The sequence below is a fragment of the Paenibacillus sp. F411 genome (genome assembly GCF_017582705.1).
Classification (GTDB): domain Bacteria; phylum Bacillota; class Bacilli; order Paenibacillales; family Paenibacillaceae; genus Paenibacillus_AQ; species Paenibacillus_AQ algicola.
The window spans coordinates 190,996-211,351 of sequence record NZ_JAGFIP010000003.1 but is presented as its reverse complement, the minus strand read 5'-3'; the positions used below and the strand labels follow the sequence as shown (position 1 = coordinate 211,351).

General features: G+C 53.0%; 17 protein-coding genes. 13 read left to right on the top strand and 4 right to left on the bottom strand.

What is annotated here, in order from left to right:
• Positions 1–36 precede the first annotated feature (36 nt).
• Positions 37–1,200, top strand: coding sequence for an iron-containing alcohol dehydrogenase (locus JJQ72_RS05090; protein WP_138225155.1), 1,164 nt, complete (start codon positions 37–39; stop codon positions 1,198–1,200).
• Between the two features lie 173 nt (positions 1,201–1,373).
• On the opposite strand, the gene JJQ72_RS05085 is transcribed toward JJQ72_RS05090, so the two are convergent.
• On the bottom strand, positions 1,374–1,565 hold the full coding sequence (locus JJQ72_RS05085; protein ID WP_208203015.1) for a hypothetical protein: 192 nt from the start codon (positions 1,563–1,565) through the stop codon (positions 1,374–1,376).
• 246 nt (positions 1,566–1,811) lie between these two features.
• On the opposite strand from JJQ72_RS05085, the gene JJQ72_RS05080 reads away from it, so the two are divergent.
• The 9 genes from JJQ72_RS05080 to JJQ72_RS05040 all read left to right on the top strand — a co-directional run bounded on the left by JJQ72_RS05080 (position 1,812) and on the right by JJQ72_RS05040 (position 14,133).
• Entirely contained in the window at positions 1,812–2,345 is a 534-nt protein-coding gene (locus tag JJQ72_RS05080) for an NfeD family membrane protein (RefSeq protein ID WP_208202964.1), read from the top strand.
• Between the two features lie 4 nt (positions 2,346–2,349).
• Positions 2,350–3,876 carry a flotillin family protein gene (locus tag JJQ72_RS05075; RefSeq protein WP_208202963.1) on the top strand — a complete coding sequence of 509 codons (1,527 nt, stop codon included), beginning with the start codon at positions 2,350–2,352 and terminating at the stop codon, positions 3,874–3,876.
• Between the two features lie 150 nt (positions 3,877–4,026).
• A complete protein-coding gene (locus tag JJQ72_RS05070; protein ID WP_208202962.1) occupies positions 4,027–5,250 on the top strand; it encodes an aminotransferase class I/II-fold pyridoxal phosphate-dependent enzyme in 1,224 nt (407 codons plus the stop codon).
• A gap of 36 nt (positions 5,251–5,286) precedes the next feature.
• Positions 5,287–6,141: a glucose PTS transporter transcription antiterminator GlcT gene (gene glcT / locus JJQ72_RS05065; RefSeq protein WP_208202961.1), complete on the top strand. Its 855-nt coding sequence runs from the start codon at positions 5,287–5,289 to the stop codon at positions 6,139–6,141.
• A gap of 278 nt (positions 6,142–6,419) precedes the next feature.
• Positions 6,420–8,483: a glucose-specific PTS transporter subunit IIBC gene (gene ptsG / locus JJQ72_RS05060; protein WP_208202960.1), complete on the top strand. Its 2,064-nt coding sequence runs from the start codon at positions 6,420–6,422 to the stop codon at positions 8,481–8,483.
• A 57-nt stretch (positions 8,484–8,540) separates the two neighbouring features.
• A complete protein-coding gene (locus tag JJQ72_RS05055; protein WP_138225160.1) occupies positions 8,541–8,816 on the top strand; it encodes an HPr family phosphocarrier protein in 276 nt (91 codons plus the stop codon).
• A complete protein-coding gene (gene ptsP, locus JJQ72_RS05050) occupies positions 8,809–10,524 on the top strand; it encodes a phosphoenolpyruvate--protein phosphotransferase (RefSeq protein ID WP_208202959.1) in 1,716 nt (571 codons plus the stop codon). Before JJQ72_RS05055 ends, ptsP begins: the two co-directional genes overlap by 8 nt.
• A 392-nt stretch (positions 10,525–10,916) precedes the next feature.
• The gene (gene pulA / locus JJQ72_RS05045) at positions 10,917–13,262 is read left to right on the top strand and encodes a type I pullulanase (RefSeq protein ID WP_243895877.1); all 2,346 of its coding nucleotides are present in this window, start codon (positions 10,917–10,919) and stop codon (positions 13,260–13,262) included.
• A gap of 226 nt (positions 13,263–13,488) precedes the next feature.
• Positions 13,489–14,133: a 50S ribosomal protein L25 gene (locus tag JJQ72_RS05040; RefSeq protein ID WP_208202957.1), complete on the top strand. Its 645-nt coding sequence runs from the start codon at positions 13,489–13,491 to the stop codon at positions 14,131–14,133.
• 84 nt (positions 14,134–14,217) lie between these two features.
• On the opposite strand, the gene kduD is transcribed toward JJQ72_RS05040, so the two are convergent.
• From kduD to kduI, 3 genes are read right to left on the bottom strand one after another with little or no spacing between them, the layout of a single operon-like run.
• The gene (gene kduD, locus JJQ72_RS05035; protein ID WP_138225164.1) at positions 14,218–14,970 is read right to left on the bottom strand and encodes a 2-dehydro-3-deoxy-D-gluconate 5-dehydrogenase KduD; all 753 of its coding nucleotides are present in this window, start codon (positions 14,968–14,970) and stop codon (positions 14,218–14,220) included.
• Between the two features lie 54 nt (positions 14,971–15,024).
• Positions 15,025–15,786: a DeoR/GlpR family DNA-binding transcription regulator gene (locus tag JJQ72_RS05030; RefSeq protein ID WP_208203007.1), complete on the bottom strand. Its 762-nt coding sequence runs from the start codon at positions 15,784–15,786 to the stop codon at positions 15,025–15,027.
• 40 nt (positions 15,787–15,826) lie between these two features.
• On the bottom strand, positions 15,827–16,660 hold the full coding sequence (gene kduI, locus JJQ72_RS05025; RefSeq protein WP_138225165.1) for a 5-dehydro-4-deoxy-D-glucuronate isomerase: 834 nt from the start codon (positions 16,658–16,660) through the stop codon (positions 15,827–15,829).
• Positions 16,661–16,907: 247 nt separating this feature from the next.
• On the opposite strand from kduI, the gene araA reads away from it, so the two are divergent.
• The 3 genes from araA to araD all read left to right on the top strand — a co-directional run bounded on the left by araA (position 16,908) and on the right by araD (position 20,345).
• Complete coding sequence (araA, locus tag JJQ72_RS05020) at positions 16,908–18,395, top strand: L-arabinose isomerase (protein ID WP_208202956.1); 1,488 nt, start codon at positions 16,908–16,910, stop codon at positions 18,393–18,395.
• 101 nt (positions 18,396–18,496) lie between these two features.
• Entirely contained in the window at positions 18,497–19,597 is a 1,101-nt protein-coding gene (locus JJQ72_RS05015) for a GntR family transcriptional regulator (protein WP_208202955.1), read from the top strand.
• 55 nt (positions 19,598–19,652) lie between these two features.
• The gene (gene araD / locus JJQ72_RS05010; RefSeq protein ID WP_138225167.1) at positions 19,653–20,345 is read left to right on the top strand and encodes an L-ribulose-5-phosphate 4-epimerase; all 693 of its coding nucleotides are present in this window, start codon (positions 19,653–19,655) and stop codon (positions 20,343–20,345) included.
• Positions 20,346–20,356 lie beyond the last annotated feature (11 nt).

Sequence of the window (20,356 nt, the reverse complement as noted above, 5' to 3'; positions counted from 1 at the left end):
AGAAATTTGGATTACATATAACTGGAGGGTGATCAGATGGGTCCTTTTGAATTTTATAATCCTACGACCTTGATTTTTGGAAAGGGCAAGCTGAGCTCTTTACCAGCCGAAGTTTCGAAGTACGGCAAGAAGGTGCTGCTGGTTTATGGCGGAGGAAGCATTAAACGCAGCGGACTGTATGACCAGACCCTGTCTCTGCTGAAGGAAGCAGGCGCAGAGGTAACGGAGCTTGCCGGCGTGGAGCCCAATCCCCGCTTGTCCACGGTTCACCGCGGCGTTGAGCTTTGCCGGGAGAACAGTATTGAGCTGATTCTAGCGGTTGGCGGCGGCAGTGTACTGGACTGTGCCAAGGCAATTGCTGTTGGTGCCAAGTATGAAGGTGACATGTGGGATTTTGTAGAGCGCAAGGCTGCGCCGGAGGCCGGACTGCCGTTAGGCACGGTGCTGACAATGGCGGCTACAGGCTCTGAAATGAACGGCGGCTCTGTCATTACAAACGAGGCTACACAGGAAAAAATGGGCTGGGGCAGCCTCTACGCTTACCCTGCATTTTCTATATTAGATCCAGAGCATACCTTCTCCCTGCCAAAGGATCAAACGGTATACGGCATTGTAGATATTATGTCGCATGTGCTGGAGCATTACTTCCATCTCGATTCCAACACGCCGGTGCAGGACGGGTTCTGTGAAACCATTTTGCGTACGGTTATGGAAACAGCGCCGAAGCTGGTGGAGGACCTCAACAATTTCGAGCTGCGTGAAACGATCATGTACTGCAGTACAATGGCGCTCAATGGCATGATCAGCATGGGGCTGCGCGGCGACTGGGCGACCCATAATATCGAGCATGCCGTCTCAGCCGTGTATGACATACCGCATGGCGGAGGCCTGGCTATCCTGTTCCCGAACTGGATGAAGTACAATATCGACGTTCAGCCAGAACGCTTCAAGCAGCTGGCTGTTCAGGTCATGGGTGTAGATCCTGCAGGCAAGAGCGACAAAGAGATTGGTCTTGAAGGCATTGAGGCTCTTCGGTCCTTCTGGACCTCAATCGGGGCGCCGAGCTCTCTGGCGGATTACGATATTGATGACAAGGACATCGAGGTTATGGCAGATAAGTCTGTCCGCTTTGGACCGTTCGGCAACTTCCGCAAGCTGGAACGTCAGGACGTGATTGAGATTTACAACATGTCACTGTAAGCTTTAATGAGCTTATGGATTATACGGGGCTGTCCCAAAAGTAGATTCTTGTTTAACGAGGCAGCTCATTTGAATGAGATCTGAAGCAAAAAATAAAGACATGGCGGAGTCAGGGAGGTGATCCCAGCACCGCCATGTCTTTATTGTGGTCTATTACCGCCTTCTTCAACAGGTTATGGGCGAGTCAAAGCCATCCGACCTCCACCAGGATATGCAGCCTGGAAGATTCGGTCATAAACCGCTTCATGGACTACAGTAACAAGGGGATTGAATGGAATGTCGTCTTCTACATCCATGAGCAGATAAAGTTGATCCATAGTATATTGAATGTACAAATGAAACCGCTCCTTTTTAAATGGTTGCATGACACTTCCATTCTGCCAAAGGGCGGTTTCTTTGTGTTACCTGTTTTTGGAGGCAGCAGCGAGGGGAGGAACGTTTCGTACGCGGAGCATCTCGTAACAACAAACGAGGCCATCCCGCAAGACCCTAGATCATGTGGGACAGCCCCTTTTTGCGCAATTTGAATACAAATTTTTGAAACGATGTTAACTTTTCTTCGTAAAAAGAGTTATCTATACAGTAAGGTTCAACTCGGGGAGGCAGTCAATATGGAGGCACTGTTTTGGGGATGCTTGACAGGCGGCGTGTTGTTCGCCATTGTAAGCGTTCTGCTGGGGGATGTTCTCAGTGGGGCATTGGATGGGGCGCTTGATTTTTTGTCCTTGGATGTTTTGAATCCTATGGTCATTGCAGCGGCGGTAACTGTGTTCGGCGGGTCGGGCATCATGCTGACTACATACACGGAATTCAGCCTGCTCTTCGTCATTATGCTGTCGCTGCTGATCTCAGCCGCTGTCTCAGTCGTAGTCTATTTCGGCTATGTCCGTCCCATGGAGAACAGTGAGAACTCGACCGGCTTCTCCGTACAGGAGCTGGCAGGACGAATCGGTGAAGTGATGATTCCCCTTCCAGCCATCGGCTACGGTGAGGTCATGGTACGGGTCGGTGCCAGCAATACCCTCCATATTGCCTCAAGCTTTGATCAGCGGTCGGTTCCTGCAGGAGTGCGGGTCGTCGTGATTGATGTGGTGGATGGCGTCCTCCGAGTGTCTGAACTAGAAGAAGTCAAGGGAGAGGTGTAACAGCATGCCAGAATTTTTAATTATTCCGTCGGTTGTCATTGGGGTCATTGTCGTATTGGGTCTTGCGTTCTGGGCCCGCTACAAGACCGTAAGTCCGGACGAAGCAATGATCGTGACGGGCTCGTTCCTCGGGAGCAAGAACATTTCGTCGGATGAATCCGGCCGGAGAATCAAGATTGTCCGCGGCGGCGGCGCATTTATCCTTCCGATCTTTCAACGTTCGGAGTTTGTATCGCTCCTGTCTCATAAGCTGGATGTTATGACGCCGGAAGTGTACACGGAGCAAGGGGTACCGGTTATGGCTGACGGCGTCGCGATTATCAAAGTCGGCAGCTCGATTGAAGACGTGGCGACAGCGGCAGAGCAGTTTATGGGCAAGCCGATTGAAGCGCTGAAGGGAGAAGCACAAGAAGTGCTCGAAGGTCATCTGCGCGCGATCCTGGGCTCCATGACGGTAGAAGAGGTATATCGGAACCGGGATAAATTTGCGCAGGAAGTGCAGGGCGTAGCCGCACGTGATTTGAAGAAAATGGGCCTGCAAATCGTTTCCTTCACGATCAAGGATGTCCGTGACAAGCACGGCTATCTGGAAGCGCTCGGTAAGCCGCGGATCGCTACCGTAAAGCGCGATGCTGAGATTGCCGAAGCCGAAGCCGTTCGGGATGCCAGAATTCAGAAGGCACGTGCGGAAGAGGAAGGACAGAAGGCAGAGCTGGTGCGGGATACGAACATTGCGGAGGCTTCCAAGGAGAAGGAGCTGAAGGTGGCCGCGTTCAAGCGCGATCAGGATACAGCAAAGGCTGAGGCCGATCAGGCTTATCATATTCAGGAAGCCCGTGCGAAGCAGACCGTTGTTGAAGAACAAATGAAGGTCGAGCTCGTTCGGAAAGAGCGGGAGATTGATATTCAAGAGAAGGAAATTATGGTTCGAGAGAAGCAGTATGATGCAGAGGTCAAGAAAAAGGCCGATGCAGATCGTTATGCGGTAGTGCAGGCGGCTGAGGCGGAGAAGGCCCGCCGGATGCGCGAGGCGGATGCGGTTCAGTACTCCATTGAAACTCAGGCAAAGGCTTCAGCGGAGCAGAAGCGTCTGGACGGTATGGCGATCGCCGATGCCGAGCGGGCGAAGGGCTCGGCTGATGCCGAGGTCATTCGTCTTCGCGGCTTGGCGGAAGCAGAAGCGAAGGAGAAGCTGGCGGAAGCCTTCTCGAAGTTCGGTGAAGCGGCTGTTCTCGACATTATTGTGAAGATGCTGCCAGAGCTCGCCGGCAAGATTGCAGAGCCAATCTCGTCCATTGATAAGCTGACGGTTGTGGACACCGGTAAAGGTGAAGGTGCAGCCCGGGTCAGCAACTATGTGACGGAGCTGATGTCCACTGCTCCGGAAATGCTGAAAAGTGTGTCAGGCATCGACGTCGAGGCGTTGATTCAGGGACTGACCAAGAAGTCGTCCCCTGCTGCTGCGGAGCCGGCAAAGGTACTGCTGGAGACCAGTGCAGCGAAGGAAGAGAAGGAGCTGGAGACCATCTAATGGCTCTTGGCTTCAGCAATATCGGCATAGCCGTGTCAGAGAAGACTTTCTGACGCGGCTATGCTTTTTTTATGCCAATGTTCTGCACTTCAGGAAGAGGACGCCATGGACCTAGCAAGGTATAATGGTTCTTAACAGGAGGGATACCATATGAAACAGCCGGCAGCGCCTGTATGGCGCTCTGACAAACTGGCCGCGATGGGCAGCTCGATATTTGCCGAGATACAGGCTTGGAAGCAGGAAGCAGCCCAGAGAGGAAGAGAAGTGATAGATCTGAGCATCGGAAGTCCGGATCGGGCGCCATCCTTGGAAATCCGGGAGCTGCTCAGCCGCAGCGTGCTTCAGGAGGATCAATATACATACCCGTCTTCACAAGGTACACCGACCTTTCGGAAGGCCGCTTCAGCCTGGCTCAAGCATCGCTTCGGGGTGGACACCAACCCGGAGACAGAGATTCTGGCGCTGATGGGTTCTCAGGATGGACTTGCCCATTTCGCTCAAGCTGTGTGCAACCCGGGAGATCTGGCGATGGTGCCGGATCCCGGTTATCCCATTTATGCGGGGGCGCTTCAGCTCGCCGGGGTCGAGCCCTGGCTGCTGCCGCTTCGGGAAGAGAATGGCTTCATGCCTGATTTAACCAAGATCCCGGAGCAGATCTGGCAGCGAACCAAATTTCTGCTGCTCAATTTCCCAGGAAATCCGATTGCGGTTCAAGCAGATCTCACATTTTTTACCGAGCTGGTTGCGCTGGCGAAGAAGCACAATGTGCTCATCGTTCATGATGCTGCGTATTCGGAAATGGGCTTTGATAATTATCGGCCGGTCAGCATCCTTCAGGTACCCGGGGCCTCGGAAATTGCCGTGGAATTTCATTCCTTCTCCAAGAGCTTTCATATGGCGGGCTGCCGGATTGCTTTTTTGGCCGGCAATGCAGAAGCAGTCGGAGCCCTGAGAGATTTGAAGAGCAATATTGACTACGGCGTATTTCTTCCTGTCCAGCTGGCTGCAGCAGCGGCACTGGAGCACACCATGGCTTCGGGAACAGAACGGGAAACGGCGCTGCTGTATGAGAAGCGGAGAGATGTGTTCACAGCGGCACTGGAGGCAGCCGGCTGGACGGTGAAGAAGCCGAAGGCAACCATGTTTATATGGGCCAAGCTGCCGGAAGCCTTTCGTCAGGACCATAACGCAGGGGATTCCCGTCAATTCGCACGGAAGCTGCTGCTCTCTACAGGGGTGGCTGTCGTACCGGGCATTGCTTTTGGGCAGCAGGGGGAAGGGTATGTACGCATTGCCCTTGTGCAAGAGGCTGAAGTACTGACGGAAGCGGCTGCCCGCATCGGGGCTTTTTTGCTACAAGAAGCAGATGTTTGATATGATAGAGGATATGAATGTGTAAATTGAGGTGCAATGGTGGGCAGCATACAAGTATCCAAGGTATTAAACAATAATGTAATTATCGCGAAGCATCCCCGGCATGATGAGGTGGTCGTGATCGGAAAGGGCATCGGCTTTAACCGTAAACCGAAGGACGCCATTCCCTTGACGCTCGTAGAGAAAATGTTCATCTTAACGAAGCCGGAGGAGCAGGAGCAGTATAAGCAGCTGGTGCCTCAAGTCGATGAGCAACTGATCGAAGCCATGAATGAGATCATTCATTATGCGGCGAACGCGGCCGGGGAAACGCTGAATGAGCATATTCATGTCGCGTTAACCGATCATATTGCATTTGCGATCAAGCGCCAGGCTCAGGGCCTGTATATTCATAATCCTTTTTTGTACGAGACTAAAGAGCTGTATCCGGAGGAATTCCGGATGGCAGAATATGCGGTGCGTACGCTCAAACAGCGACTAGATGTGGATTTGGGAGAGGAGGAGGCTGGCTTTATCGCCTTGCACTTTCACAGCGCATTGACGAATCAGCATATTTCCGAGGTGCGCAAGCATTCCAGACTGGTATCGGATCTTGTGCATATTGTAGAGGATAAGCTGGAATACGTCATTCCCAAGGATTCGCTTGATTATTCCCGCCTGATTACCCATCTCCGGTTCGCTATCGAACGGATCCGCCGTGGAGAGGCCGAGCCTCAGGAGGGAAGGCTGGATGAGCTGCTGAAGCGGGAATACCCTGAAATGTACGCCTTAGGCTGGACATTAAGCAAGATGATGGAGGTCCGGCTGGGGAAGAAGGTCTATCCGGCCGAAGCGGGTTATCTGACGATTCACTTACAGCGGCTTGCCCAGCGGAAGGAAGATCATGAATAATGCATGAAGATTTTCAAGAGCAGGGATTACACCTCTTGCAAGCCGCTGATCAGGGTGATACAATACGTTCTGTCTTTATGAAAAGCAACAGGATCTAACGTGTAACTGATTCGATCAGGCATGAGTATATAACAGGATTCTTTGGTTGTTTCCAGCCCTTTCAGGGTAACCTACGGGGAGAAACAGCTCAGTGGTCCTGCTGTATGCTTATGCCTTTTTTTGTTGGTATGTTGCTAATGATTCACCTTGAGAGGTGAAATCAAGAAAGGAGATGGACGATGTTTAAGCGTCTGTTTGGCGTTTTACAGAGAGTAGGTAAAGCTCTCATGCTGCCTGTAGCGATCCTGCCGGCTGCGGGCTTGCTGCTGGGTCTGGGGAATATGCTGGTCAACGAGGATTTCCTGCAGTATGCCTCCTGGCTGGATACGGCCTGGGTTCAGGCCATTGCAACGGTCATGATGAATGCCGGGCAAATCGTGTTTACAAACCTGCCGCTTCTGTTCGCGGTCGGTGTAGCAGTCGGCCTGGCTGGTGGAGACGGAGTTGCCGGACTTGCGGCAATTATCGGCTACCTCGTGCTGAATGTGACGATGGGGACCGTCCTCGGCGTAACTCCGGCCATGGTCGGCACAGATTACGCTTACGCCAGTGTGCTGGGCATCCCGACGCTGGCAACCGGGGTGTTCGGCGGGATATTGGTCGGGATCCTGGCGGCCAGCATGTACAATCGCTTTTTCAGGATTGAGCTGCCCTCGTACCTCGGCTTCTTTGCCGGCAAGCGGTTTGTTCCCATAATGACGGCTGCCACAGCGGTGCTGCTGGGCTTGCTCATGACCGTCATCTGGCCACCGATTCAGATCGGGCTGAATGCTGCATCGCATTTCATGCTGGAGCAGAACCGCACACTGTCTGCTTTTGTATTCGGGGTGGTTGAGCGGGGATTGATTCCTTTCGGGCTGCACCATATTTTCTACTCTCCCTTCTGGTTTGAGTTTGGAGAATATGTGAATAGCGCCGGGCAGCTGGTTCGCGGTGATCAGAATATCTTCATGGCCCAGCTGCGGGACGGTGTAGAATTCACAGCGGGTACCTTCATGACCGGGAAATTCCCGTTCATGATGTTCGGACTTCCTGCGGCAGCGCTGGCGATCTATCATGAAGCAAGACCTGAGCATAAAAAATATGTGGCCGGCATCATGGGCTCTGCAGCCTTGACGTCCTTCCTGACGGGGATTACAGAGCCGCTGGAATTCTCCTTTCTGTTCGTGGCACCGCTGCTGTTCGTGGTTCACGTGCTGTTTGCCGGTCTGTCGTTCATGACGATGCACATTCTGGGCACTAAAATCGGCATGACCTTCTCCGGCGGATTGATTGACTACGTTATCTTCGGTGTCATTCCAAACCGGACGCCATGGTGGAACGTCATCATTGTCGGTCTGATCCTGGCGGTCATTTATTACTTCGGGTTCCGGTTCGCGATCCGCAAGTTCAAGCTGCGGACACCGGGTCGGGAGGAGCCGTCAGAGACCAAAGACGGCGCGAGCGCAAGGTCTGGAAGCAAGGACGATTTGCCGGGCAGCATTCTGTCGGCATTGGGCGGCCAGAGCAATATTGCTCACCTAGATGCCTGCATTACCCGTCTTCGGGTAGAGGTGAAGGAGAAGGGTAATGTTGATAAAGAACGCTTGAAGCAGCTGGGCGCTTCCGGGGTACTGGAAGTGGGTAACAATGTACAAGCAATCTTCGGTACACGCTCTGATACGATCAAGTCCCAGATCCAGGACATCATGTCCGGGATTACGCCGGCTGAAGCACCTCAAGCAGCAACAGGGGACGTCAAGCCGGCCGAAGCGGAGCAGCAGGCGGCATTGGATGGCGATGCGGTTATTCTGGAGGATATTGTGTCTCCGGTTAACGGCGAGCTGATGGATATTTCCAATGTACCTGATCCGGTATTCTCTCAGCGCATGACAGGCGATGGCTTTGCCGTTCTGCCGCATGATGGAACCATTGCATCTCCGGTCTACGGCAAGGTGTTCAATGTATTCCCAAGCAAGCATGCCATTGGCATTATGTCTGATGGCGGCAAGGAAGTGCTGGTGCATATCGGCGTCAATACCGTGAAGCTGAAGGGACAGGGCTTTAAAGTGCTTGTTCAGGAGGGCGATCTGGTGGCTGCAGGCCAGCCAATTATGGAGGTAGACCTGGACTATGTGAAGGAGCACGCGCCTTCGATCATTTCGCCAGTGATTTTCTCGAATCTGCCGGAAGGATCCAAGGTGAAGCTCAACAAGACGGGGAACGTCACCGCCGGAGAAGAGAATATTATCACGATTCAATAATTTTGGGTAAGTACATTCTATACAACAACCATAAACCAAGGAAAGAGGATGATCAGCATGCAAAAAACATTCAGAATTACAGACGAGGATGGCATCCACGCACGTCCGGCTACAGCACTGGTGAACACGGCGAACAAATTTAAGGACACAGAATCCTTTGCAGAAGCAAGCGGCAAAAAAGTAACCTTGAAATCGATCCTGGGCGTACTATCCCTGGGTTTGGAGCAGGGTGACAGCCTGACTCTGATCTCCGAAGGTCCTAGCGCCGAGGACGCGCTGAACGCACTGGCTGAAGTGATGGTGAACGAGGGGCTGGGAGAGCTCAATGACTAACATCAAGGGTATTGCGGCCTCGGCCGGCATCGCCATTGCAAAAGCATTTATTCTGGAGCACCCGGACTACACGGTCAAGCATACTCAGGTTGAGGATGCTGACCGTGAAGCCGCCCGGCTGGACGATGCGCTGAGCCGCTCCAGAGCGGAGCTGGAGGATATCAAGAGCCGCACGCTGCAGGAGCTGGGAGAGAAGAAGGCGGAGATTTTCGAATCTCACCTTCTGATCCTGGACGACCCGGAGCTGATTAATCCCGTCAAGGATAAGATTCGGGAAGAGTCGGTAGCTGCCGAATATGCTCTGAATGAGACAGCGAATCAATTTATCGAGATGTTTCAAAATATGAAAAGTGCTTATCTTCAGGAGAGAGCAGCAGACATGCGGGATGTCACCAAGCGCGTGCTGAAGCATCTGCTGGGACTGAATTATGTGAGCCCTTCGGAAATTTCCGAGGAGGTCATCGTCATTGCCGAGGATTTGACGCCTTCGGACACAGCGCAGCTAAACCGTAATTTTGTTAAAGGGTTTACCACCAATATCGGGGGACGCACCTCGCATTCCGCGATTATGGCACGCTCTCTGGAAATTCCAGCTGTTGTTGGAACTCAGTCGATACTGTCCAGTGCCGAAAGCGGCGATCTTATCATCGTTGACGGACTGGAAGGGCTCGTGTTCATTAATCCAGATGAAGATACTGTAGCCCAATACCGTGACAAGCAAGAACAGTATGCCAAGCAGCTGGAGGAGTGGAGTAAGCTTCGCGGAGAGCCGACCATTACCCAGGATGGTGTGCACGTCGAGCTGGCAGCAAATATCGGTACGCCGAATGACGTGACCGGAGTGCTGGAGAACGGCGGCGAGGGCGTAGGATTGTACCGCACAGAATTTCTGTATATGGGACGGGATAAGCTGCCTTCTGAAGAAGTGCAGTACAATGCTTACAAATCTGTTCTGGAAAAAATGCAGGGCAAGCCGGTTGTCGTCCGGACCTTGGACATTGGCGGCGACAAGGAGCTGCCATATCTGGATCTTCCCAAGGAAATGAATCCATTCCTGGGCTTCCGGGCCGTTCGCTTGTGCCTGGATCGTCAGGATCTGTTCCGAACCCAGCTGCGTGCTTTGCTTCGTGCCAGCGTCCACGGGGATTTGCGGATTATGTTTCCGATGATTGCGACGTTAGGTGAATTCCGGGAAGCGAAGGGACTGCTGGAGGACGAGAAGGCCAAGCTTGCTGCAGAGGGCATTGCGGTGTCAGATCGCATCCAGCTGGGCATTATGGTGGAAATTCCATCAACGGCTGTTATGGCGGATCAGTTCGCCAAAGAGGTGGACTTCTTCAGCATAGGCACCAATGACCTGATTCAGTATACGATGGCGGCAGACCGGATGAATGAACGGGTCTCTTACCTGTATCAGCCGTATAACCCGGCGATTCTGCGTCTGGTGAAGATGGTCATTGACGCTGCACACAAAGAAGGCCGCTGGGCGGGCATGTGCGGGGAGATGGCCGGAGATCCGGTAGCCATTCCGCTGCTGCTCGGTCTGGGGCTCGATGAGTTCAGCATGAGCGCAACCTCGATTTTGCCGGCCCGCAGTCAGATTTCACGGCTGTCTAAGGCCCAGATGCAGGAGCTGGCGTCTAAAGCGCTGGAGCTGCGTACGGCAGAAGAGGTCGTAGAGCTGGTAGAGAGCACCGTTTCCCAATAAGGCATAGGCGCATTTTCCTTTTTCAATTTTTCAAGGTTGACTTCTACAAACTACATTTAAGGTATTCTTTGCTCTTTCATAGAGCGAGGGATACCTCTTTTTTACATACTTTTTCAAAAATATAAAAATATGAAGGGGGCTTTTATGCTAAAATGAGAGTAATCTGCAAGCTGTCTAAATAGGACTGAGCTGTTGGCAGGCTATGCAGAAGTCTTATGGATGATGCGGAATTTTCCGATAAAAGACATAGGCCCGAACTTGCCTAGCGCCTACGGCATAGCATAAATATATATCCTATTTTTTGAGTCCGCAGGTCTGTCTTATCAATCAGGCGCCCATACTAGAGCTTAGAATCTACATTTAAAGTGACGGTGATGATGATGAATAGGGACATGATCCAAGAGATTACTGATCAGAGGTTTGGCCTCATCTACAGTGCTGCATCCAGCACATTCAGATTGTGGGCTCCATCGGCTGCTCAAGTATCGTTGATGCTGTATAAAAATGACGGCGTCGAGGGAGGAGAGGCACTCCTGTCGCAGTCCGGGGGCAGCGAGCATCCGATGCTCATAAAGGGTAACGGTGTTTGGGAAACCAACGTGAGCGGCGATTGGGCCGGCTGGTATTATATGTACCGGATCCGGCAGCAGGACGGGCAGCTTCATGAGGCTGTGGATCCCTACGCCAGAGCTGTCAGTGCGAACGGTCGCCGCGGAGCCATCGTGGACCCTGCGCAGTGCAGCCCGGATGGCTGGGAGAGCGATACCAGACCGCCGCTGGCCTCACCTACGGACGCTGTGCTCTACGAGCTTCATGTGAGAGATTTTTCAATTTCGCCGGATTCCGGCATGACCTATAAAGGAAAGTTCAAGGCATTTACAGAAACAGGCCTGCGCGATGAGGCCGGGAACAAGCTGGGCATTGATCATCTGGTGGAGCTGGGTGTGACCCATGTGCATTTGCTGCCGATTTTTGACTTCAAGACCGTTGACGAGCTGATCTCCTCCAATTGGGACCCGGAAGGCGAATATAACTGGGGATATGACCCCCAGCATTATAATGTGCCCGAAGGCTCTTACGCCACGGATCCGCGAAGGCCAGAGACCCGGATCGTGGAATGCAAGGAAATGATTCAGGCTCTTCACCAGCATGGTATCCGGGTTATTATGGATGTGGTCTACAATCATACGTATTCTGTCGAGGAAGGTCCCTTTGAGCCTGTTGCACCGGGGTACTTCTACCGCCAGAATCATGACGGGACGCTTTCTAACGGCTCCGGCGTCGGCAACGAGCTGGCTACAGAGCGGCCGATGGTTCGGAAATTCATCAAGGATTCTCTCCGCTACTGGGCCGAGGAATATCATCTGGACGGTTTCCGCTTTGATCTGATGGCGTTGATAGATACCGAGACCATGGTTCAGATTGTAGAGGAGCTCCGCCGGGAGGTGGCTCCCGATCTCCTGATCTATGGCGAGCCATGGACTGGAGGCGGCAGCCCGCTGGCGAACCAGACGGTCAAAGGAACACAACGAGGCAAAGGGTTTGCCGTGTTTAATGACGATTTCCGGCATGCGATCAAGGGGGATAATGACGGCGGCGGCAAAGGCTTTGCTACCGGTGAAGCCTGGTATGAAGGCGCCGTCGCGGAGGGTCTTATGGGCTCTATCCATGATTTCGCGCTGGAGGCGTCAGAAACCGTCAACTATGTAACCGTGCATGATAACCTCAACCTGTGGGATAAGGTGCTGGTAACGATGGGGAAATGGGATGAAGCCGGGTTTATCCCGCTGCAAGACGGCCGGCCGCACGACGGAAGTCCGCTCATGCCAAAGATTGCTGCTGCCACACCTTATGCAGACGTGGTAGAGGGAGAGGCTCTTGCATCCGAGGCGGTGAAGCGCAGCCTGCTTGCCAACAGCATGGTGCTGCTCTCGCAGGGAATTCCGTTGATCCATGCGGGAGATGAGCTGCTTCGCACGAAATATGGCGATCATAACAGCTATCGCAGCGGGGATGCCATTAACGCAATTTCATGGAGCCATAAAGAGCGGTTTACAGAGGTCTTTCGATATTATCAGGGACTCATTAGGCTGCGGCGCCAGCATCCGGCTTTTCGGCTGAATCGCAGAGAAGAGATTGAGAAGCATATGGAAATCATCCGCTGCAGTGACCGCGTCGTAGCCTACCGTCTCCACAGCCACGCCGGAAATGACGAATGGAAGCAGATCGTAGCTGTGTTCAATGGCGGCGTGGAGGCTGTCAGTGTGGAGCTGCCGCCGACTCTATATGGCTGGAATGTTGTCGTTAATGAGCGGGAGGCCGGTACAGAAGTGCTCTCCACGGCAGACGGTGCTGAAGTGACCGTACAAGGTCTGTCTTGTATGGTGTTGTATGAGGATCCGGAGCGGCTGAAGTCGGATCTGACCGAGGTTCACGTGAAATACGACCGGGAGGATGGGGATTACGCCGGCTGGAATTTGTGGGTCTGGGGCACGGGAGTTCAGGACGGCGAGGTTTCACTGACTCCTCGGGAAGACGGGGATGCAGGAGCCGTGTTCTATACTGCGGCTGACGTGAAGAAGATTGGCTGTATCCTCAGACTGAATGAATGGGAAGCCCGGGAATGGGAGCAGGACCGCTTTATTACCGTTCCGGAGGGGGAGAAGACCATCCGTATTCACATTCACAGCGATGGTGTTGATATTCGCCCCCATAATCTCGGCGGCAGGGCATCCTAGAAGCCCTTCCATATTCATGTATCTTCAACGTTTACCAGAGAATTCGGACATAAAAATGCCGCTTTGCAGCTGCACCTGCAAAGCGGCATTTTTATATATTTAAGAGAGGGGTACATATCATTACCCTGCATCTCTGAGATGAAACGCTTACCTCAAAAATGATTACCTACCAAGGAGAAGGGGTAATGGATACATAAGCTTGTTTCGTATAAGGAGGATGTTAAAGATGACGTCAAAAAGAAGCAGTGTTCAACTGGAAGCTGAGGTTCGAAATGAATTTACACGCGCCTCCCGGCGTACCATTCGGGAGAGCGGCGGTGTTCCGGCAGTTGTATATGGAGCAGGCACAGAAAGTATTCCTGTAACCGTCGATTTGAAAGAGGCGGCCAAGCTGTTTTATAAAGGTCGTTCAGAATCCTTCAAGCTAAATATTCAGGGCTCTGAATCTCTGCCCGTGCTGATCAAGGATGTACAGCAGCGCGCCGGCAAGGTGGTTCATGTAGACTTTCTCCATATTTCCATGAATAAGCCGGTTCGGGTCACGATCCCGGTCAGCTATCAGGGTGAAGCAGTAGGTACCAAGAATGGCGGCACCTTGCAAACGCAGGTGACCGAGCTTGAGGTAGAAGGCTTGCCGGGCGATCTTCCCAGCTCCATTGAGGCAGACATTTCTGCACTGGATGTCGGAGATAAGCTGACGGTGGGAGATCTTCAGATTCCGGAGAAGATCACACTCCATGCCGAGGATGAGGAGGTTCTGGCCTCCGTGATCGTTCCTCGTCTGGTTGAGGACACTGAGCCGCAGGAAGAGACCGGCGAAGAGGACGCGGAAGCCGGTAGCGACAGCGCGGAGGAAGAACCACAGGAGTAGCTCCGCCAGATACAATCATAAAAGAGCAGCCCGGCCTGGAATTATAGTTCCAAGGGCCGGGCTGCTCTTTGTCATTGATTTCGTCTAGCGTGCCATCCATCCGCCGTCAACGCACAGCACATGTCCGTTGACATAATCTGCTGCTGCAGAGGCCAGGAAGACCGCTGGAGCCCCGATATCCTTCGGAGTTCCCCAGCGTCCCGCTGGAATGCGATCTGTAATGGAGCGCAGACGGTCAGGATCATTGCGGATTTGCTCCGTATTATCGGTTTCGATATAACCAGGAGCGATTCCGTTAACCTGGATGCCGCTGGAGGCCCACTCGTTCGCCAATGCCTTGGTAATACCAGCAATGCCATGCTTGCTCGCTGTATAGCCAGGAACATTGATGCCGCCCTGATAAGAGAGCATGGAGCAGATGTTGATGATTTTGCCGCTGCCGCGTTCAATCATATGGCGTCCCGCAATCTGGGACAGGAAAAAGGCAGAGTTCAGGTTCAGGTCAATGACATCCAGGAAGTCCTGCATGCTGTGATCCTTAGCCGGAGTCCGGCGGATTACACCAGCGTTGTTCACAAGAATATCTACATGTCCTGTCAGCTCCAGCGCCTGATCGAAGGCTCCCTGCAGCTTGTCGCGGTCGCTGAGGTCCACTTCAATGCCGGAGGTGCTTCTTCCTAATGAGCGAATACTGCTCATAGTGTTCTCGCTGCTATTGTAGGATACGCAGACTACATCTGCTCCCGCTTCTGCCAATGCAACAGCGATCCCTTGGCCTAATCCGCGGGCTGCTCCGGTAACAATTGCGGTTTTGCCGCTCAAATCAAATACACTCACGTGCTTCAGCTCTCCTTCGTTATAATTCTGTAGAAATCAGGAATACGTGCTTATTCATTCGTTCGGCTTGAGAATCGTGACTCCAGCCTGCTCATACACCTGTCCGATGTCGGAAGGCAATTCGCGGTCGGTTAGCACAGCGGTAATTTCGTTCAGGCGGGCAAAGGTACGCAGAGCCGTCTGTCCAAACTTTTGGTGATGCACCACCGCGTATACCTCCTGTGCCGTACTGACCAGCGCTTGCTTGAAATCGATCAAATCGCCGGTATAAATCGTAAGGCCATGCTCGGGATGAACACCTGTTGCCGATATGAAAGCCTTCTGGATATTAAGCTGACTGATATATGCAGCAGAGTCCGGGCCTGCCAGCATATTGCGCACCCGGTAGCCTCCAGGGACGACCAGGCGGATCGCATCCTTGGCGGCAAGCTCGCTGATAATGTAAACATCATTGGTCACGACCGTCAGCGGCTCATTGGGCAGCCGCTTGGCAATCGCCAGCGTAGTGCTTCCGCCGTCCAGCGCGATAATGTCGCCTTGTTGAATCCGGGCCAGCGCCATCTCGGCAATGGCTGCCTTTTCATCGCCATGCTTGGTCAGCGGCTCTTTGGCCGGGAGGATGCCGAATTGGTCGCTCTGGGCCAGGACCGCTCCGCCATGTACGCGAAGCAGCAGGCCCTGTTCTTCCAGACGGGTCAGGTCCTCCCGAACGGTTTTCCCGGAAACCTCCAGCTGATCGCTCAGCTCGGAGACGGTAATTTCCTTGTGGGTGAGCAGCAGCTCCATAATTTTTTCATATCGTCTAATCGGGTTCATGTACATAATCCACTCTTCCTTAATGAATTGCGCCGGGGTCTTATCTTAATTCCTTCATGGATACAGGGTCCATATCGTCATAACGCTTGTTGTCTCCTGCCATTCCCCATACAAATGTATAGTTGCTTGTACCTACGCCGCTGTGGATAGACCAGCTCGGGGAAATAACGGCCTGCTCGTTGCGCATCACGATGTGACGGGTTTCGGAAGGCTGTCCCATCAGATGGATAACAGCTGCATCCTCTGGAAGGTCGAAGTACATGTAAGCTTCCATCCGGCGCGGGTGAGTATGGGCTGGCATTGTGTTCCACATATTGCCTTCCTTCAGCAGGGTCATGCCCATGACGAGCTGAGCGCTGTCGATGCCCTTCTGGTGAATAAAGCGGTAGATGACGCGGTCGTTCGAGTTCTTGATGTCACCCAGTGCACTGGAGTCTGCTTCTTCCAGCGTAGCCTTGGCTGCCGGGAATGCCTTATGCGCCGGAGCAGAGTTCAGATAGAATTTGGCCGGCTGAGAAGCATCGCTGCTCTTAAAAATAACGTCTTTAGTGCCCATACCGATATACAGGCATTCTTTGTGGTTCAGTGTGAATTCTTCTCCGTCCGCCGTAACGGTACCGGTGCCGCCTACGTTAATAATACCAATCTCGCGGCGCTCCAGGAAGTATTCCACGCCCAGCTCCTTCATGTCTGTATCCAGCTTCACTTCACCTTGTACAGGGTGAGCGCCGCCGATAATCAGGCGATCCTCATGGGTCAGCACAAGCTCCAGCTGATCGGGTGTAAACAGGGTAGGGATGTGAAACTCCTTGCGCAGTCGGTCAGTATCAAATTGCTTAACCTCATTCGGGTGCGAAGCAAAACGTCTCTCCATGATTCATTTCTCCTTTATGATCAATTAATGATGAACAAACAGGTTCATATATGTACAAATTACTCCATTTGAGTTCATATTGCAAGTCTACACCAAGTAATATATTTTACTCCTTGTCAGAGAGGATGAATGTAGCTAGAATAAAGGTACAACTTGTACGTACAAGTTATATTAAAACATCAATATTGCATAAATGTATGTACAAGTTAACTTCAAAATTACGCTAATGATATTGGAGGCGTTACGGATGAAATTACAATCGCGTTCCTTCTGGTTCGTAACCGGAAGCCAGCATTTATACGGGCCAGAAACGCTGGAGCAGGCGGCAGAGCACTCACGCATCATTGCAGCAGAGCTGGATCGGGATCCGTCCTTTACGTATCCCGTGGTATTCAAGCCGGTCGTCAAGACCCCGGATGAGATTTACAATCTGATGCTGGATGCCAACAGTGATGACAGCTGTGCCGGAATTATTACGTGGATGCACACCTTCTCACCGGCAAAGATGTGGATTGCAGGCTTGTCCCAGCTGCACAAGCCGCTGCTTCACTTTCACACCCAATTTAACCGCGACATTCCGTGGGATACTATCGACATGGACTTCATGAACCTGAATCAGTCCGCTCATGGCGACCGTGAATACGGTCATATCGGAGCCCGCCTCGGCATTGCGCGCAAGATCGTGGTCGGTCATTGGGAAGATGCCGATGTGCGAAGCAGCATTGCCGGTTGGATGAGAACAGCTGCTGCCTATAGCGAAAGCCGCCGCCTGAAGGTTGCCCGCTTCGGAGACAACATGCGGGAGGTTGCGGTTACGGACGGCGACAAGGTTCAGGCACAGATTCAGCTGGGCTGGTCGGTTAACGGCTATGGAATCGGAGATCTGGCCCAGATCATGAACCAGGTCAGCGATGCCGAGGTCAAGGAACTGCTGGAGCTCTATGGAGATCAGTATTCCATTGCTGCTGCAGGCTTGAATCAGGGGCCTGTCCGGGATTCCATCGCTTATCAGGCGCGCATCGAGATTGCCTTGAAGCAGTTTTTGGAGGAGGGCGGCTTTGGGGCGTTTACAACGACCTTTGAGGATCTGCATGGGCTGAAGCAGCTGCCGGGACTGGCTGTTCAGCGCCTGATGGAGGCCGGCTACGGCTTTGGCGGCGAAGGGGATTGGAAGACAGCGGCGCTGACCCGGGTATTAAAGGTGCTTGCGGGGAACAAGCAGACCTCCTTTATGGAGGATTACACGTACCATTTTGAACCGGGCAATCATCTGGTGCTGGGCGCACACATGCTGGAGGTCTGTCCCAGTATCGCTGCAGAACAGCCTTCCATTCAAGTGCATCCGCTGGGAATCGGCGGCAAGGAGGCGCCCGCTCGTCTCGTCTTTAACGGCTGCAGTGGAAGCGCGGTCAACGCATCCCTTGTAGATTTGGGACATCGCTTCCGTCTGCTGGTAAACCAGGTTGACGGCGTCAAGGTGGAGCAGGAGATGCCGAGCCTTCCTGTTGCCCGTGTACTCTGGAAGCCGCAGCCGTCTCTGCGTGAATCCGCAGAAGCATGGATTCTGGCTGGTGGAGCCCATCACACGGTCTTGTCCTATGCTGTAACGGCAGAAAATTTGTCCGACTGGGCTGAGATGGCTGGCATTGAAGCCGTCTTGATTGATCAGCACACCTCGATTCCGCGGTTCAAGAACGAGCTTCGCTTCAGTGAAGCCGCGTATCGTCTGCGTTAACACACGCTTGCTTGAATCCGCATATCCCTTTGGTTCCCCGGGCTGTGATACAATGACCAAAGCAATAGATAAAGAGATCAAGCAGCCCTGAGGTGAATTCATTGAACGAACGTAAATTACCTAAATATATGCAGCTGAAGCAGGAGCTTTTATCCTGGCTCGAAAGCGGAAAGCTGCTTCCGGGAACCCAGTTTCCGTCAGAGCATGAAATATCACAGCAATTTCAAATGAGTCGGCAGACCGTCAGGCAGGCTTTCAGTGAGCTGGAGAAGGAGGGCTGGCTGGAAAGAATCCAGGGCAAGGGAACCTTTGCCCGCCACCCTCATCGGGCGTATTCAGAACGGGTCAAAGCCGTAGGCATTGTGACGACATACATCTCGGATTATATTTTTCCGCATATTGTAAGAGGGGCTGAAGCCCGGCTTCGGGATCACGGGTATCGTCTCTTGTTATCCAGCACGGATAACAACAAAGCGAAGGAAATGGAGAGCCTGGCGCTGATGACCGGGGAGCCGCTCAGCGGCCTCATTATTGAGCCGACCAAGAGTGCAGAAGGGAATCTCAATTTGGCCTATTTCTTGTCGCTGCAGGAGAGGGGCATTCCGTTTCTTATGATCAATGAGAAATACCCGGAGCTGGAGTGCCCATGCCTGAGAGTGGATGATGAGCGGGGCGGCTACAAGGCGGCCCGTCATTTACTGGAACGGGGGCATCGCCGCCTGGCCGGCTTCTTCAAGACAGACGACCGACAGGGCGTGAATCGATTGAAGGGCTTCTTGAAGGCACACCGTGAAGCGGGAGTACATGCTACACCGGAGCTGGTCATCACCTACAGTACGGAGCAGAAGGAGCAGCAGCCCTACATGGAAGCAATCAGGCTGCTGACGACACTTGATGAGAGCCGGCGGCCCAGTGCGTTCGTATGCTACAACGACGAGCTTGCTGTGCGTTTGATTCAGGCTGCTGCGGCATGTGGACTTCGAGTTCCTGAGGATATTTCAATGATCGGCTTTGATGATTCGTCGCTTGCAGAGGCGACCGGTGTGAAGCTGACGACACTGACTCATCCCAAGAGCGAAATGGGAGATCTGGCAGCGCGTCAGATCATTGCAATGATTGAAGAAGGCGCAGCAGGTGAAGATATGGTGTTTGAGCCGCAGCTGGTGGAGAGATCGTCAGTGCAAGCAGTCGAGAGCACCTGATAGTTACAGGATAAACGTGAAAGCGATATATAAACGTCAGAGGGGTGGAATGAGCATGCTCGAAGCTCTAAAGGAGCAGGTGCTCCAGGCGAATCTGGAGCTGCCTCGGCATGGACTGGTTACATTTACATGGGGGAATGTCAGCGGAATCGACCGGGACAGCGGCCTGTTTGTAATCAAGCCCAGCGGTGTGCCTTATGATCAGCTGAAGGCGTCGGACATGGTCGTGGTAAACCTGGAGGGACAGGTTGTGGAGGGAGAGCTGAAGCCTTCCTCGGATACACCTACCCATAGGGTGCTGTACCGTGAGTTTACAGACATTGGCGGAGTCGTGCATACGCATTCACCAGGGGCGACCAGCTGGGCCCAGGCAGGACGTCCCCTGCCGGCATACGGTACGACCCATGCGGATTATTTTTACGGCGAAATTCCGGTAACTCGTCCCATGACGCAGGCAGAAATTGATGGAGACTATGAGCTGGAAACCGGAAATGTTATCGTGGAAACCTTTCAGCAGCTGGATCCTGCCGTTGTACCCGGGGTTCTGGTGCATGCCCATGCGCCCTTTGTATGGGGAAAGGATGCGCTGGATGCGGTGCATCATGCGGTGGTGCTGGAGGAATGTGCCAAGATGGCAGCGGCTATGCTTCAGCTGAATCCGGGGGCTGCACCGATGGCACAGCAGCTGCTGGATCGCCATTACCTCCGTAAACACGGGATTAACGCGTACTATGGACAGGGGAGTTAAACATTCTATTA

What these genes read in the sequence shown, in the direction of transcription:
- glcT (WP_208202961.1), top strand. Translation starts at nt 5,287, where the DNA reads ATGGTGGGCAGCATACAAGTATCCAAGGTATTAAACAATAATGTAATT.
- JJQ72_RS05040 (WP_208202957.1), top strand. Translation starts at nt 13,489, where the DNA reads ATGACGTCAAAAAGAAGCAGTGTTCAACTGGAAGCTGAGGTTCGAAAT.
- JJQ72_RS05080 (WP_208202964.1), top strand. Translation starts at nt 1,812, where the DNA reads ATGGAGGCACTGTTTTGGGGATGCTTGACAGGCGGCGTGTTGTTCGCC.
- JJQ72_RS05055 (WP_138225160.1), top strand. Translation starts at nt 8,541, where the DNA reads ATGCAAAAAACATTCAGAATTACAGACGAGGATGGCATCCACGCACGT.
- JJQ72_RS05070 (WP_208202962.1), top strand. Translation starts at nt 4,027, where the DNA reads ATGAAACAGCCGGCAGCGCCTGTATGGCGCTCTGACAAACTGGCCGCG.
- araD (WP_138225167.1), top strand. Translation starts at nt 19,653, where the DNA reads ATGCTCGAAGCTCTAAAGGAGCAGGTGCTCCAGGCGAATCTGGAGCTG.
- JJQ72_RS05075 (WP_208202963.1), top strand. Translation starts at nt 2,350, where the DNA reads ATGCCAGAATTTTTAATTATTCCGTCGGTTGTCATTGGGGTCATTGTC.
- ptsP (WP_208202959.1), top strand. Translation starts at nt 8,809, where the DNA reads ATGACTAACATCAAGGGTATTGCGGCCTCGGCCGGCATCGCCATTGCA.
- JJQ72_RS05090 (WP_138225155.1), top strand. Translation starts at nt 37, where the DNA reads ATGGGTCCTTTTGAATTTTATAATCCTACGACCTTGATTTTTGGAAAG.
- pulA (WP_243895877.1), top strand. Translation starts at nt 10,917, where the DNA reads ATGATCCAAGAGATTACTGATCAGAGGTTTGGCCTCATCTACAGTGCT.
- JJQ72_RS05030 (WP_208203007.1), bottom strand. Translation starts at nt 15,786, where the DNA reads ATGAACCCGATTAGACGATATGAAAAAATTATGGAGCTGCTGCTCACC.
- araA (WP_208202956.1), top strand. Translation starts at nt 16,908, where the DNA reads ATGAAATTACAATCGCGTTCCTTCTGGTTCGTAACCGGAAGCCAGCAT.
- JJQ72_RS05085 (WP_208203015.1), bottom strand. Translation starts at nt 1,565, where the DNA reads ATGCAACCATTTAAAAAGGAGCGGTTTCATTTGTACATTCAATATACT.
- ptsG (WP_208202960.1), top strand. Translation starts at nt 6,420, where the DNA reads ATGTTTAAGCGTCTGTTTGGCGTTTTACAGAGAGTAGGTAAAGCTCTC.
- kduI (WP_138225165.1), bottom strand. Translation starts at nt 16,660, where the DNA reads ATGGAGAGACGTTTTGCTTCGCACCCGAATGAGGTTAAGCAATTTGAT.